Source organism: Holophagaceae bacterium, assembly GCA_016720465.1.
Classification (GTDB): domain Bacteria; phylum Acidobacteriota; class Holophagae; order Holophagales; family Holophagaceae; genus JANXPB01.
Map to the genome: position 1 here is coordinate 1,207,931 of JADKKO010000004.1, position 15,584 is coordinate 1,223,514.

The 15,584-nt window shown below is 66.7% G+C and carries 4 protein-coding genes and 1 pseudogene; 2 read left to right on the forward strand and 3 right to left on the reverse strand.

What is annotated here, in order from left to right:
* Entirely contained in the window at nucleotides 1-7,236 is a 7,236-nt protein-coding gene (locus IPQ13_12740; protein MBL0211757.1) for a heparinase II/III family protein, read from the reverse strand.
* Between the two features lie 421 nt (nucleotides 7,237-7,657).
* A complete protein-coding gene (locus tag IPQ13_12745; protein MBL0211758.1) occupies nucleotides 7,658-8,383 on the reverse strand; it encodes a response regulator transcription factor in 726 nt (241 codons plus the stop codon).
* Nucleotides 8,384-8,480: 97 nt separating this feature from the next.
* Between IPQ13_12745 and IPQ13_12750 the strand changes: the two genes are divergently transcribed.
* The gene (locus IPQ13_12750; protein ID MBL0211759.1) at nucleotides 8,481-12,950 is read left to right on the forward strand and encodes a response regulator; all 4,470 of its coding nucleotides are present in this window, start codon (nucleotides 8,481-8,483) and stop codon (nucleotides 12,948-12,950) included.
* 131 nt (nucleotides 12,951-13,081) lie between these two features.
* Here IPQ13_12750 and IPQ13_12755 read toward each other — a convergent pair whose 3' ends face one another.
* A complete protein-coding gene (locus IPQ13_12755; GenBank protein ID MBL0211760.1) occupies nucleotides 13,082-14,560 on the reverse strand; it encodes an HAD-IG family 5'-nucleotidase in 1,479 nt (492 codons plus the stop codon).
* Nucleotides 14,561-14,670: 110 nt separating this feature from the next.
* Here IPQ13_12755 and IPQ13_12760 point away from each other — a divergent pair.
* Nucleotides 14,671-15,577 (forward strand): annotated as a pseudogene (locus IPQ13_12760) (pseudouridine synthase).
* Nucleotides 15,578-15,584 lie beyond the last annotated feature (7 nt).

Here is a 15,584-nt window from a genome sequence, read left to right on the forward strand (position 1 = left end):
CTACTTCCAGACCACCACCGTGATGCTCATGGGCGGCAGGGTCAGGGTGAAGGCATTCACCTTGGTGATGGGAATGTCGCTCAGGTGGCTGGGCACCACGGAATTCCCCTGGACCGGAGAATTGGCCGTGATCTGGTAGACCTGCGCGGTGCCGAAGGCCTGGGTATGCGTCAGGGCCAGGCCGGCGCTGTGTCCCGCCGTGTCCTTGTTGAGCAGCACCGTCACCACGCGGTTGGGGAGGCCCGCATCCAGGCTGGAATAGACCGAAGCCTTGGCGATATCCGACCCCGTGGCTTCGAAACTGGTGTCGCCGAACGCGGCGCCGGCGCCGTCATAATTCCTGAAAATCCGGAAGGCGCCGTAGAGGAAGGTCTGGGTGCTCTGCATGGGCCAGAAATTGGCCGCGAAGACGCCATCCCGCCCGAAGATGCCCAGGCAGTCGGCTTCCGCGATGGCGCCGGAAATATGGTTCTCCCCGCCGTGGTTGTACTCGCTGAAGGCGAGCTTGGTGCCCGGATATTGGGCGGTGATCTTGGCGGCCATGCGGGGGATGAGCTGGATCGGCCCATTGGTGGAGTACTGCGTGATCCAGCTGGTTTCGGTGTAGGCCGCATCCCAGAGCGAGCGGGGCGCCTGGACCCGCGCGGCGGCCACGGCCGCTGAATTGTCCTGGTTGACGACGCGCACGCCGCCGCCCTGGGCCTCGGAATACCAGTGCAGGTCGAGGACGTCCAGCAGGCGCCGGCCCTGGTTCTGGCCGGCGGTCCGCATCTGGGACAGGTAGTAGTCCAGGAAGTCGCCGTGGGCCCCGGCGTCCGGCGCGTTCTGCAGATTCACGAAACCGTTCCAGCCATAGCTCACGGGTCCGAAGACGAGGGCCTGCGGGATCTGGTCCTTCACGGACCCGGCGGAAGCGATGCTCAGGGGCAGGAACTGGTCGTAGCGCAGGGCGGCGCGCTGGATTTCAAGGTGCGTGCTGTTCCACAGGTCCGGCTCGTTGTCGAGCATGTAGAAGATGGGTTTGTCGGGATCGGTCTTGGCGGTGGGGAATTTCGTGTCGAGCCAGTGGACAAATTCATCCTGGTAGACCTTTCCATCCGTGGTGTCGGGGGTGGTGGCAAGGGCGGCGGGCTTTTTCGGCAGGTTCGGGAAGAACCTCGAACTCACCGGCGCATTCACGTCCACATTGCCGTTCTTGTCCGCGGCCACCCAACCCTGGATGGGGACCGTGACGATGATCGCCGCGTTGGCCCCCTGCGCATTGGCCACGGAAGGCCGCACGGCTTCGCCAGGGACCGAGCTGGAGCTGAGGTAGCCGTCGCTGCTGTAGGGGCCCCAATCCGAGCCTGCGTTGCTGGCATTGGTCTCCCAGTTGTAGGCGGTCCACCGGTTGCCGCCGAGGCGGCCCAGGGTCGTGCCATTGGGCATGGTGGACCAGTCGCCGCCGTTGAAGCCATAGATCCATTTCGATATGGGGCGGACATTGTGGCCCGAGTGCAGCACGAACTGGAGGTCCGCGGGGCCGGGATTGTCAGGGGTGATGAAGCCCCCGCTGCTGACCGTGACGGTCGCCACTGCGGTGGTGTTGCCGGCCGGGTTGGCGGCGGTCAGCGTGTAGGTCGTGGTGGCGGTGGGGCTCACGTTCACGTAAGTGCCTGTGACCGAGCCGATGGCCGGCGCGATGGTCAGGCTATCCGCGCCGCTCACGGTCCAGGCGAGCGTGCTGGACTGCCCGGATTGGATGGTCGATGGCGAGGCGGAAAAGGCGCTGATGACCGGCGGCTGGGGCACCGTGACCGTGACGGTCACGGTCTTCGTGGCGCGGCCGAAGGGACCGGTGGCGGTGAGTGTATAGATGGTGGTGACGGTGGGATTCACCACGAGGGTGGTGCCCCGCACCAGGCCGATGGGTGGGCCTGTATCCGGCGTGAGGATCACGGTGCTGGCGTCGGTGGCGGCCCAGCTCAGTGTGCTGCTTTGACCCGATGAGATCGTCGCAGGGGAGGCGCCGAAGGTGATGGTTGGCGCTGGCCCCGTGGGATCGGCGGTATGGATCGTGCCCATCTGGACGACTTCCAGATCCGAGCCCTTGATGCCGTTCAGGGATTGCAGATCATTGTTGTCCCAGCCTGCGTTGGGCGCCCCGCTCATGAACCAGGTGCTGCCGTTATCCGCCAGGATCATGCCGTAGGTCTTCAATGCCTGGAGGATCACTCTTGATTGAGCTGGATACCCGTTGATGTTTACGCTGGCCTTCAACCGCACCCGCATCCCCATGGGCGGCGCCGAGGCGCTGGTGTTGCTGGACGCCCAATGGCTGGCGGGCGCCACGTAGGCCCGGCGGGACGTGGGCACCGTGAAGCGCAGCGCATGGGTGATGGCGCCCGCGGCGACTTCGTCATAGCGCGCCAGGCCGGGGAAGACCGGCAGGCCAGCCGCATCTGCGCTGGTCCAGCCGTAAGGCCGCACGGTGTTGGCTCTCAGGTCCCAGATGGCTCCGCTGTCCGCGTTCCAGCTTCCATTGGCCTGGAGCTGGGAACCGTAAAGCTCGTAGAGGATGCAATTGTCGCGGTCCAACAACAGCACGTGGCGGTCGCCGCCGGTGGCAGTCGGATTGTCTCCTTCGATGGGCGCGGGGTTGGGCACGGGCATGGGACCCGGGTCGCTCTCATCGCCGTAGGCCTGGTAATTGATGGCCACCTTGGCCTGGCTTCCGCTCACCACGCCGTAGGGGATGCCGATGTTGGAACCTTGCCACAGGCCTGATCCGAAATCGGCCTTCAGGCCGCTGGCGGCGCCGATGAAATTGATGATCGCCGCGCTGTTGGGATCCACCGGCAGCGCTGAGACATCCTGGTTCCAGGCGCTGGTTCCAGGGAAGGCGCGGTAGCCGTGGAGATTGGAATTGATGCCCAGGTCGAGGGTGCCGCAGCCCGATCCGGACGGTGGCGCCACGGTCACGGTGGCGCTGGCCGTGGCACTCCCTGCGGAGTTGGTGGCGGTGAGCGTGTAGGTCGTGGTGGCGCTGGGGCTCACGACCCTGCTGGCGCCCGTGACCGTGCCGACCCCGCTGTCGATGCTCAGCGATGTGGCCCCGCTGACAGTCCAGCTCAGGGTGCTGCTGTCTCCCGCAGTAATGGCCGAGGGCGTGGCGATGAAGCTGGAAATCGTGGGCGGCTGCGGCGCGGGGTTCACGGTGACCGTGGCCGTGGCCGTGACGCTGCCCGCAGCATTGGTGGCCGTGAGCGTGTAGGTGGTAGTGGCGCCGGGGCTCACGACTTGGCTGGCGCCCGTGACCGCGCCCACGCCGTGGTCGATGCTGAGCGACGCGGCCCCACTGACGCTCCAGTTGAGGGTGCTGCTCTGGCCCGCGGTGATGGTGGCGGGTGTGGCAGTGAAACTGGCGATGGAAGGCAGCTGAGTCCCGCCCGCATCCGTGAAGGTGAGCAGGCCCGTCCCGTCGGCGGTGTGGGCGCTGCCCGCCCGGAGGGTGAGGGTCGTTGCGGAGGCGCTCCGCACGATGTCCACATCGAAGCTGCCCGAAAGATTGGCGAGGATGTGCGTGTGGGTCGCGGTGTCCGGCAGGGTGTAGGTCAACGGCAGGCTGGGGGCCGTACCTTGGGGCAGGTCGCTGAACAGCACCACGGTGCCGTTCCAGAGCAGGCCTCTCATGGAACCTGCATTGACGAGCTGGGCGGCCGATGTGGGGGCGCTGACCGAAGCCACCTGGACCATGTGGAGGAAACGCGAGGCCGCGCCGGTGGCGTTCACCGCCACGCGGCTGGACGTGGTGCCGGCCTCCAGGTCCGTGTCCGGGACCACGGCGGCGCTGCCTCCCACCAAGGTCTGAAGCGCGATGCCGGCGCCATTCCGGGTGAGCAGGTAGCGGGAGCCGCTCGCGGTGGGCGCCTCGGGGAAATGCATCAGCCACTGGTAGCCGACCCCGGCGGGTTTCGCATCCACCCGGTCGAAGACCACCAGGGTGTCCGGGCGCAGGTAGATGAACTCACGGGTGTGTTCATTGAGCAGCGTTTCATATTGGTTGTTGGAATCCAGCCGCTTATAGAGGTTGGTGGCATCCACCTGGGCATAAAAGAAGGCACCCTTGTCGGCCTTGCGCCGAAGCCCTGGCGTCGGGCTTTCGTCGAAATGCATCACCACGCCGGGCACCTTCAGGAGGTTCTGGCCCTGGGGCTCCCAGAGCAGCCCGCTGTGGCTGTAGGTGCTAGCGTCCGCGGCCAGCCAATCCTGCTTCCACATGACGAAGTGACCCGTATCCTGGTGCTGGTGGCTCTGCAGGATCCGGGGCGCGCCGCTGATGCTCAAGGAGGTGGCGCCGGCATCCCATCCGGACCGGGCGTTCAGCCATTCCGTGCCAACGGCGTGGTAGGACAAGGGCTCGGAATCCGGCGACGTTTCCGCGAGGTCGAGGCGGAAGGCCACATCCAACCACAGGCCAGTCCGGTAGCCGAATGAACGGGAGCTGTCCAAGTAAGTGGGCACCGCGTGGGTGAGATACCACTGGCCCAGCCGGCGATCGGGGCCGTCCGCCAACCAGAACACCGTGGGCTGGAGGTAGGCGCGGGTGTAGGGCGAGACGCCCATGGAGGACTCCCGGGCCAAGTCTCCGCCGGGGTAGAGGAAATTCCATCCGGGCTGGGTGGCGTACACCGCGTAGCGCACCGAACCCGCAAAGAAGGCGCGGCCGAAATGGTTGGTCCCAGAACCTGCCAGCACACTGAGGCAGATGGACAGATGGGCCTTGGAACCTTCCCCGTAGTTGGCGCCCTCTTCCCAATCTCCCCCCGGAATCCGGTCGAGGTAGGCGAAGACGCCATTGGGCCGGGTGAGCTTGTCATTGACCAGATCCAGCCAGGCCTGGCCCCGGGCATCCCCGGAAGCCTTGAGCGCGGTGCCTGCGAAGGCGGTCCCGGCCAGGAAAGAGAGATGGTAGTTGTTGGCGGGATCATCAAGGCCCCAGCCACTGCCCTGGTTGTGGTACCAGAGCTCATCGCAGCTGGCATGAAGGTAGTTTTTCAGCGTCTGGATCTGGGCGGCGCTCAGGGCCGGCTGGCAGTAGTTCAGCGTCATGGCCACCGGCCGGACCATGGACTGGAAGTAGTAGTAGCTATCCGCCCGCAGGGTTCCGGCCATGGCCTGCTGCGCCCACCAGTAGGCGCGCGCGGCGTAGCGGACATCTCCGTTCACCAGGTAGGCCATGGCCATGTTCTCGGCGCCCGTGTCGTACTGATCGGTGCTGGATAGGCTGGCTTCCACGTTGGCGTGGAGGTTGGTCCAGGCCACTTTGTTGGCCACGGCGTCGGCCCGGATCTGGTCGAGCCGGCTGGCGGTCAACAATAGGTATCCGCTCGGGGGCGGGGGCGCCGAGTTCACGGTGACTGTCGTGGTGGCCGAGCTGCTCCCGGCGGCGTTGGTGGCGGTGAGCTTGTAGGTCGTGGTGGCTCCGGGGCTCACGACCTTGCTGGTGCCTGTGACCGCGCCGACGCCGTTGTCGATGCTGAGCGAGGTGGCCCCGCTGACGGCCCAGCTGAGCGTGCTGCTCTGGCCCGCGGTGATGGTTGGTGGCGTGGCGGCGAAGTTGGAGATGGTGGGCGGCTGCGGCGCGGGGTTGACCGTGACCGTGGTGGTGGCGGTGACGCTTCCGGCGGCGTTGGTGGCGGTGAGCTTGTAGGTCGTGGTGGAGCCTGGGTTCACGGCCTTGCTGGTGCCCGTGACCGCGCCGATGCCGTGGTCGATGCTGAGCGAGGTGGCTCCGCTGACGGCCCAGCTGAGGGTGCTGCTCTGGCCCGCGGTGATGGTCGAAGGCGCGGCTGTGAAGCTGGAGATGGACGGCGGCTGCGACGCGGGAGTGACCGTGACCGTGGCGGTGGCGGTGACGCTGCCAGCGGCATTGGAGGCGGTGAGGGTGTAGGTCGTGGTGGCGCCGGGGCTCACGACCTTGCTGGTGCCGGTGACCGCGCCCACGCCGTTGTCGATGCTGAGGGAGGTGGCTCCGCTGACGGCCCATCCCAAAGTGCTGTTCTGGCCCGCGGTGATGGTCGGTGGCGTGGCGGTGAAGCTGGAGATTGTGGGCGGCTGCGGCGCGGGATTGACCGTGATCGTGGCGGTGGCGGTGGCGCTGCCGGCGGCATTGGTGGCGGTGAGGGTGTAGGTCGTGGTGGCGCCGGGATTCACGACCTTGCTGGTGCCCGTGACGGCGCCCACACCGTGATCGATGCTGAGTGAGGTGGCACCGTTGACGGTCCAGCTCAAGGTGCTGCTCTGGCCCGCAGTGATGGTGGGCGGAACCGCCATGAAGCTGCTGATGGCCGGAGGCGCCGGCTGCCCGGTGATGGTGACGGCGGCTTCGCCGAAGCGGGTGGAATCAGCGACGCTCGTGGCCCGCACGGTGGCGGCGCCCGGTGCTGAGGGCGCGGTATACACGCCCGAGGACGTGATGCTGCCTGCGGTGGCGCTCCAGGTCACGGCGCGGTTGGCCGTGCCCGTCACCTGGGCATGGAAGGATCTGCTTCCGTTCGCCTGCAGCGTCGCGCTGGAGGGCAGCACGGCCACGGAGACCTGTCCTCGGCGGCGCACGGTGATCTTGGCGCGGGCGTGCAGGGTGGAATCCAGGGCGCTGGTGAGGGACGCGTGGAAGACGCCGGCCTCGGCCGGGGCCTGGTATCTAGCGAGCGCGAATCCGGCGAGGGAGCCTTGAGGCGTGAGGCTCCCGGCCATGGAACCTTCGTCGAGGGCCCAGCGCAGGTCCGCGGGATCCCCGCCGAACCCGAGCAGCATCGCCGACTGACCGGTCTGGAGCGTCATGGAGCTGGGCCAGATGCCCGAGGACGAGGTCGCCGGGCCGGCCTGGCCGGAGGCGGCCCCGTCGTCATCCACCAGGACCTGGATCTCGGCCGTCGAAGCGGGATTCGCCACGCTAGAGGCCTGGATGGTCAGGGGGCCCTTGGCGGCGGGTGCCGTGAACATGCCCGCCTGCGTCACCTGGCCTGCCGTGCTGGACCAGGTCACGGCCTGATTCGGGCTGCCTTCCACCGAGGAAAGCAGACTCGCCTGGCCGCCGGAGGGGAGCACGAAAGCTTCGGGGCTCGCCTGCACGGCAATGGCAACGGGAGGTGGGGGTGGCGTTGGGTTCCCGGTGCTTCCGGCGGAGCCGCCCCCGCATCCAAGAAGGACCGGAATCATGGCGCAGAAGAGGAGTCGGACGGGTGAATTCATGGCGTGCCCCGGGTGGATGGATGACGTGTCCACAACGCAAAGGTCGCCCCGGGCTGGCATCCGGGCGGCTCCCAGGCCCCCCGGCGGGGGGAACACCTGTCCGAACCGCCCGATCAACTTGATGAACGGGCCTTTGATTCCCTCCCCGCCCGCTGGGGCCCGTTCCCATCCACCCGGGTGATTGGAGGCCGTTAATCACCCATGGATTTCCCGCGGCGGGGGGGAGGAAGGACATCTTGTTTCCCCGGAGGAGGATCCTCGAATGTCCCATCACCATGATTGGTCAAGGCACCGGGTAAAGGCTGCCCGCCTGGCAAGGGCACCTGCGGGAGGGCTGTTCTCCTGGGCGAGCGGGCGCTGCGGATGGGCGAAGGAGAATCTGCCTTGAGCCATGAGCTTTGAACGCATGGCTCACAGCCTTCTACAATCCCAGTTTTTCCTTCAGGTGGTGCGCGGCGTTACGGCTGGCTTCCAGTTCGACGCCATCCGGCAACAGCACGGCTTTCCGCCCTGTGGGGAGGGTGCGCAGGCCGAGCACGGCCTCGGGGCGCAGCATGATGTTCCGTTGGATGCGCAGGAAGGCCACGCCGGGGAATACGGATTCCACATCGCTGAGGCTGGTCCAGGCGCAGCGGAATTTCTTCCCTCCGGCCCAGGCCCAGACCACCTGGTCGATCACTTCGAAGTAGGCCACGCGCTTCAATTCCAGGAGCAGCTTGCCGTCGCCAGCCTTCACGGGAAAACGCGTGGACCCTGCGGCGGCCGCAGGCTGAGGGGTGTCGGCCTTGCGGGCGTCGAAGCCTTCCAGGCGGGCCAGGGTGTTGGCCAGGCGGTCCGCGGTGACGGGCTTCACCAGATAATCCGAGGCCCGGTGCTCGAAAGCGGCCACGGCGTGTTCCGCGTTGGAGGTCACAAAGATCACCGGCGGGCCATCGCGCAATTCCGCGAGCAACTCCATGCCCGAAGGTCCCGGCAGGGCGATGTCGAGAAAGAGGGCATCGGGCTTGTGGCCGTCCCGCAGCCAGGCCAGCAGTTGGCGCCCATCTTCAAATTCCGCAAGCACCTCACAGCCCGCTTCCCGCAGAAGCCGGCCCAGCCGCATGCGGGCCACGGGTTCATCGTCAACCAGCGCGATTCGGAGAGCCATGCACCTAGAATGCTTGGTTCGGGCAGCGTACTCAACCCCTCGGGCTGCGGGGAAGGGTAGAATCGCTCCGGCCAGACTTCTTGGGTTTGTGTTATCCATGTTCATGTCCATGCGGGAAAGTGGGTCGTGGTTCCGCGGTCTGGCCGCCGCCGCGGCGCTTTGCCTGGGCGCGGCCGCTCCGGCGCAAGGCCCCGGCACTGTGGCTTTCCATGCCTACGGGGCGGAGCAGGGCCTTACGAATTTCGCGGTGTCCGCCCTGGAGCAGGACGACCGCGGTTTCCTGTGGGTGGGCACTGAGGATGGCGCCTTCCGGTTCGGCGGCGCCCGCTTCGAGCGGTTCGGCATCGAGCAGGGCCTGGAGCGCCCCTGGGTCACCCATCTCGTGAAGGACGGCGCCGGGGGGCTGTGCGCGGGCACAGATCGCGGCCTGTTCTATTTCGATGGCGATGCCAATACGAATGCCTTCCGCCGCATCCAGCTCCCGGGCTCTCCGGGCGCGCCCGTCCGGGCCATCACCGCAGCCGGTGGCAGCGTATGGGTAGCCACGTCCGATGGCTTTTTCGCCGGATCCCCAGCCAAGGGATTCCAGGCTGCGCACGGCTGGTCGGCCTCGCCCCCCACGGTGCTGTCGGTGGGCGCTGCGGGTCTTTTGGCCGTGGCGGATGGCGCATTGTGGATCCAGGATGGGGATCGCTGGCGGGCCGCCGCGGCCCTGCCGGAGCTGCGCGGCGAACGGGCTTTTTCGGTCCTGAAGGATGCAGAGGGCCGCATCTGGGTCCGCAGCCGGGGCCACCTGCTGAGGGGCCGCGAAGGCCAGGCCTTCGAAGATCTGGCGCCCCGGATCGCAGGCACCGCCTCCAGCGAAGGCCACCTGCGCATGGATTCCAAGGGCCGGGTCTGGATTCCCACGGTCGCGGGACTGGTCATGGCGGAGCGGGATGCGCTGGTTCCGCTGCACCTGGATCCGGGCCTGAGTTTCGGATATTGCCGGCAGGTCTTCGTGGACCGCGAGGACAGCCTGTGGGTGGCGGGCGAACAACTCTTCCGCGCCCTGGGCCAGGGCGCCTGGAGTTCCTACCGGAGCCGCGAAGGACTGCCTTCCAACCAGGTCTGGTCCCTGCTCCGGGACCGCCAGGGGACCCTCTGGGCCGCCACCAACCGCGGCGTGGCCCAGGGCGTCGAAAACGGCTTCAAATCGCTCCAGGCCCGCCTCCCCGTAGGGCCCTTCACCCTGGCGATCGGACCCGACGGCCGCATCTGGGCCGGAGGACGGGATGGCGCCTCGCTCTATGCGTGGGATGCTTCGGGCAACGGGTTCACGGCCATGCGCATCAAGGATCTCGGCGATGATGACACCATCGTGCGGGATCTCCTGTTCGACCGGTCCGGCAACCTGTGGGCGGCCACCAGCAACGGCGGTCTGCGCCTGATCCGATCCGGCGCTTCGGGGCTGGTGGAAGCGGAACCCGTGGCCTTGCCTGGCGGTTCCCCCAAGGAAAACATCTGGGCCGTCGCCGAGGACGCGCAGGGGCGAATCTGGGTCGGCGGATCCGAGGGCCTCGCGGTCCTGGAGGATGGCCGCTGGCGGCGCTTCACCGCCGCTAATGGATTGGCGGACACCGAGGTGCGCTGCATCGCGCCCACGCCTGGTGGCGCCGTCTGGATCGCCTACGGCCGGTCCTTAGGCGCCGCGAAAGTATCCCTCAGCGACGCATCCCTGAAGATCATGGAGCGCGTGAGCGAAGGCCGGGGCCTGGGCAAAGTCCAGATCAATGCCCTAGCCTGCGACGCGCGCGGCGTGCTGTGGCTCGGCACGGCCATGGGCCTGGCCCGCTGGGACGGCAAGCTGCTGGACACCTTCGGGAAACTCGAAGGGCTGCCCGGCGACGATTGCATTTTCGGCGCGCTGTTTTGCGACGGGAATGATGTCTGGGTCGGCACCACCGCCGGGCTGGGGCATTTCCATGCGGAAGGCGAAGGCAATGTTCTCCCGAGCCCCGTGACGATCCTCACCTCGGCCCGGTTCGGCCCCACGGATGCCAACACCGCCACGCGCTTTGATCAGGTGCTGAAGATCCCCCATGATCTGCGCTCCTTGGAGATCCGCTTTTCGGCGATGTCATTCCTGAATCCCGCCAAGGTGCGCCACCAGGTCCGCCTCCTGGATTTCCAGAACGATTGGAGGGACATCGCATCGCCCCAGGTGAACTATGCGGGCCTCCCGCCAGGGGTCTACCGCTTCGAGGTGCGCAGCCGCGCAGGCGCCTCGCCCTGGGGGCCATCGGCCAAGATGTACTTCCGCATGGTGGGGCCCTGGTGGAGCCGCGGCTGGGCTCTGGCGCTTTACGCGGCGGCGGCCCTGGCCCTCATCTACATCGCCTTCCGGTTGAGAACCCGCGTGCTGCGGTTCAAGAACCAGGCCCTGGGCGACCTCGTCCACGCGCAGACCGAAGAAATCCAGACCGCGCTCGACCAGGCCGAGCGCGCCAACACCGCCAAAAGCGAGTTCCTGGCGGTGATGAGCCACGAATTGCGAACGCCCATGCACTCCATCCTGGGCATGACGGACCTGCTGCTGGATTCCTCCCTCAGCCGGGAGCAGCGGGACAGCGCCCAGACCATCCGCCGCGCCGGCCAAGCCCTGCTGTCGATCCTCAACGACATCCTGGACTTCTCGAAGATCGAGGCTGAAAAGGTCGCCCTGCGCGAAGTCCCCGTGGACCTGCGGAGCCTCTGCGAGGACCTGATGGACCTCCTCAGCGTCAGCGCCCAGGAGAAGGGGCTGGAGCTGGTGCTGCGCTTCGAGCCGGAAGGCAGCCCCGAGTACCTGGGCGATCCCGAGCGCATCCGCCAGGTGCTGTTGAACCTGCTGGGCAACGCCATCAAGTTCACCGAGACAGGCTTCGTGCAGCTCTCGGTGCGGGTCACGGACCAGCAGGAGGACCGCCACGCGCTGATGCTCTCCGTGGTGGACAGCGGCCCCAGCATTCCGCTCGACAAGCAGGCCAAGCTCTTTGAAAAATTCAGCCAGGCCGACACCAGCATCACGAGGCGCTTCGGCGGCACGGGGCTCGGCCTCGCCATCAGCAAGCGGCTGGTGGAGGCCATGGGCGGCGTCATCGGCCTGGACAGCGAGCAGGGGCGCGGCACCACCTTCTGGTTCACCCTGAGCCTGAAACCCGTCGAAAAAGCGGAAAGCGGAGAAACCGCCGCCGCGAAGTTCCCTGGCGACTTCCGCGTCCTGGTGGCGGACGATTTGCCGGAAAGCGCCAACGCATTGTTCGACCAGCTCTGGCGCTGGGGCCTGGAGGCGAGCCTTTCATCCACCGGTCCCGAGGCCCTGGAAGACATCCTGGTGTCCGCGAAGAACGGCAAGCCCTACCACCTGGTGGTGTTGGACGAGGACCTTCCGGGCATGGGCGGCTGGGAGCTGGCCAAGACCTTGCGCGCCGAACATCCCGAGGTTTCACCGATGCTGGTGCTGCTCTGCCCCATGCACCAGCCCCGCGAAGTGTGGGCGCTGAAAGCCGCCGGGTTCAATGCGATGCTCCGGAAGCCGGTCTTTGCTTTCGAATTGAGGGAACTGCTGGAGGAAGCCTCCAAGCGGCCGGATGGCGGCGCCGCCGGATGGTTCGGTTCCGACGCGGAATCCACCAGCGACGAGGCGCCCGTGGGCGCAGCCGCCCAGGCCTTGGCGGGGCGCCGGATCCTCATCGCCGAGGACAACCCGCTCAACCAGCACGTGGCCCTGCGCCTGCTGAAGTCCATGGGGGCCGTGGTGACCCTGTGTTCCACGGGCCTCGAAGCCGTGGAGCAGGCCGGACGGGGCGGATTCGACCTCATCCTCATGGACGGCCAGATGCCCGGCATGGACGGCCTGGAGGCTGCGCGGGCCATCCGCGCCTCAGGCGGCAGGCTGCCCATCCTGGCCATGACCGCCCATGCGCTCCAGGGGGACCGCGAACGCTTCCTCAAATCCGGCATGAACGATCTGCTCACCAAGCCCTTCAGCCGGGATGAGCTGAGGGATGCCATCCTGCGGCAGCTGGAACCAGCCTCGAACCTGGCCTCCGAGGCCACCTTGATCATTCCCATGCCCGGCTTCGCGCCGGAGGAAGAAGCCCCTGAAGCGGCTCTCGCGCCCGATGGCGGACTGCTGGAAGAAGATGCCGGCGACACCATGCAGATGCCTATCCAGATCCCGGCCACGGATTTCCGGCACCCCATCGATACAGTGTCCCTGCTGCACTCCATCCACGCCGAGGACCGCGACGAGCTGCGGGAACTGCTGGTGATGTTCCGCGCCCATGCGCCCGACCGCATGGCGGACATCAGGACGGCGCTGCAGGAGAAGGATTCAAAGGCCCTGAAGGCCGCCGCCCACGCGCTCTGCGGCAGCGCCGCCTACGTCTACGCTCGCCCGGTCACGGACATCGCGAAGCGCATGGAGGAACTGGCGGCCGAAAACCGCATCCTCGAAGCCGCAGTCTACCTGCCGGAACTGGAATCAGCCTTCGCCGCCGCCGAAACCGCCCTGAAGGAACTGGAGACGCGGCTGGCGCGGTGAAGCAGCCGCATCCGATCGAAGAAAAGAATTCGCCGCAAAACAAACACAGGCAAGGGATAGTGCGCAAATTCCGTTGGACGGGAAATTGATTTTGATCTTGTGGCAGATGGCCTGGCCCGCAATAGCTGGCCTCACACCCGCTCATGCGGCAGCGCCAGGGCGGGGGCGTAGACGGTGCTGTTGGGATCGACCATGTATAGGTTGCTGATCTTGCCGGTGTAGGCGCCGGCGTACTGCTGGATCTGGTCGCCCAGGCGGGTCTGCTCGTCGCCCTCCCGGAAGAGCGGTCCCCACACGGGGTTGAAGGAATGCTCCACCTGGCGGTTCAGCTCATGCACCCTTTCCCTCTGGGCCTCGGTGCGCTGCCGGACTTCCGCCAATTCAGCGTGCAACTGGGCAGCCTCGTGGTCCATGGCGTGGAGGGCTTCGGACGAGATGCGCGGCGCCAGGACCCGGCGATGCTCATGATTGCGGGCTAGCTGGTCGCTGAGTATGTTCACCCGCCGCTGGCCGCGCCGCCGCTGGGTTTCCACCCGCACCAGCTCGCGCATGTCATCGGCGTGCAGTTCCAGGTGCTCCAGCTCGGCTTCCAGTTCCGGGATGAGCATGAGGGTGTGCCAGGACAGGCTTTTCTTGGACTTCAGGATGTCGCCGTAGATGTGGTCGCCCACATAGAGCACCTGTTCGCCGTTGGCGTCGAGCCTTGCCTCCAGCCAGTCCGCGTTGCCGCCGGTGAACACGTTCGCATGGTCCGGCATGGGCACCGCCTCATGGCCCTCGGCGAAAAAGGCGGGTTTCCCGGAGCTCACGACGACCGTATGGAAATAGTCCGTCCAATGGGGCCGCGCCGCGCCCTTGTCATCCAGCAGGTGGCCCAGCACGCCGTTCGTGAAGGTCCACTCGCTGTTGGTGAGCAGGAAGAGTTTTTTCCCGGCGCGGATCCAGCGGTCGAAGGTGGCGGGCAGTGCAGGGTCCTTGGGAATGAAGAAATCCTTGTGGGCCAGGATTTCGGCCTTCATGTCGCCGTACCGGTGGACGGTGTCGATGGCCCACCGCACGTCCTTGAACAGGCGGATGTAGTCCTTGCCGGGAAGCTTTCCCTGATCCAGGCGATCCACGAGCAGGGCGTACAGGTGGCTTTCCGGGATCTCGAACATGGTGTCGATGCTGCGGAATCCCTTGGCCGTAGTGGACAGGCGGCGGTGGCCGTAGCAGGCTTCGATCGCCCCGCGGTCCATGGGCTGGGTGCCGTGGGTCGCGCGCACCACCCCGCGCTCGCGGCTCACCTTCAGCAGGTTGCCCCGCACGCCATCGAGCACCAGGCCCCGGATGGAAAATTCGGGATCGAATTCCGAATCCAGAAGGGAGGCCGGATAGCCTTTCTCGCGCACCAGCAGGCGGAGCGATTTGGTGAAGGCCAGCTCGTCGATTTCCGGCGAGCGGTAGCGCGCAAGCGTGTAATCCATGTCGAAGCCCACGGCCTTGATGGTGGGCAGAGGAAGGGTCTGCAAAACGTAGAGCTTCTGCGCCGGCGGGAGCCGGGCTTCATCTTCCTGGTCCCAGGTCGGGGGCACCGGCAGAAGGCTTGGGTTCCATGGGATCGGGGCCATGGCATGAGGATACAGTCCGTTCGAACCCGTGGGCGAGCCCGTTATCCTTCGGTACCGGCTTGGTCCGGGGGTGGAGGGGAGGACCGGGAATGGAGGAGCCTGTTGATGGCATGGGCCGAAGCCGCGCGCCCAAAGCCTCCCGGGTCACGCTGCCGAAGCTGAACCCGGCGCCAGCGGGCGTGCTGGCCTTCCTGCGGGACCGGTTTCCCTTTATTTCGGATTGGGAATCCCGCCTGGTGCGGGGCCTGGTGGAAGAGGACGGGGCTGGGGCCGCTGGCCGTGGACGCGCCCTACCGCGCGGGCATGAGGATCCTGTACTTTCGGGAGGTGGATTCGGAGCCGGAAATTCCCTTTGAAGCCAAAATCCTGTTCCGGGATGCGCACCTGCTGGTGGCGGACAAGCCGCATTTCCTGCCGGTGACGCCGGCGGGACCGTATGTCCGGGCTTCGCTGCTGGCGCGGCTTCAGGAGCAGACCGGCCTTGCTGATTTGGCGCCGCTGCACCGGCTCGATCGCGAAACCGCGGGCCTGGTGCTTTTCTCGGTCGATCCGGAAAACCGTGCGGCCTACAGCGGGCTTTTCCAGAAGGGCCGCCTCACCAAGATCTATCACGCGGTCGCTCCCGTGGAGGCCGGCCGGTCTCCGCACGAATGGCGCGTAGAGAACCGCATCCAGAAGGGCGATCCCTTCTTCCGCATGACCTGCGTAGAAGGCCCGGTGAACGCCCGGAGCAGCATCCGGCTGCTCGCGGAAAGCCATGGCTACGGCCTCTTCGAGATCCGTCCGGAGACGGGCAAGAAACACCAGGTCCGCCTCCACATGGCCGCCATCGGCTGCCCGATCCTCTACGACCGGCTCTATCCGGAACTCCAGCCCGAAAGCGAACCGGCATTCGACCGGCCTTTGCAACTGCTGGCCAGGCGGTTGGAATTCATGGATTCCCTCACTGGGGATTTGCGGATTTTCGAATCGGAGCTGGAGCTCGCCTGGAATCCGCTTCTTGCGGAACCGCGCTGATCCCAGC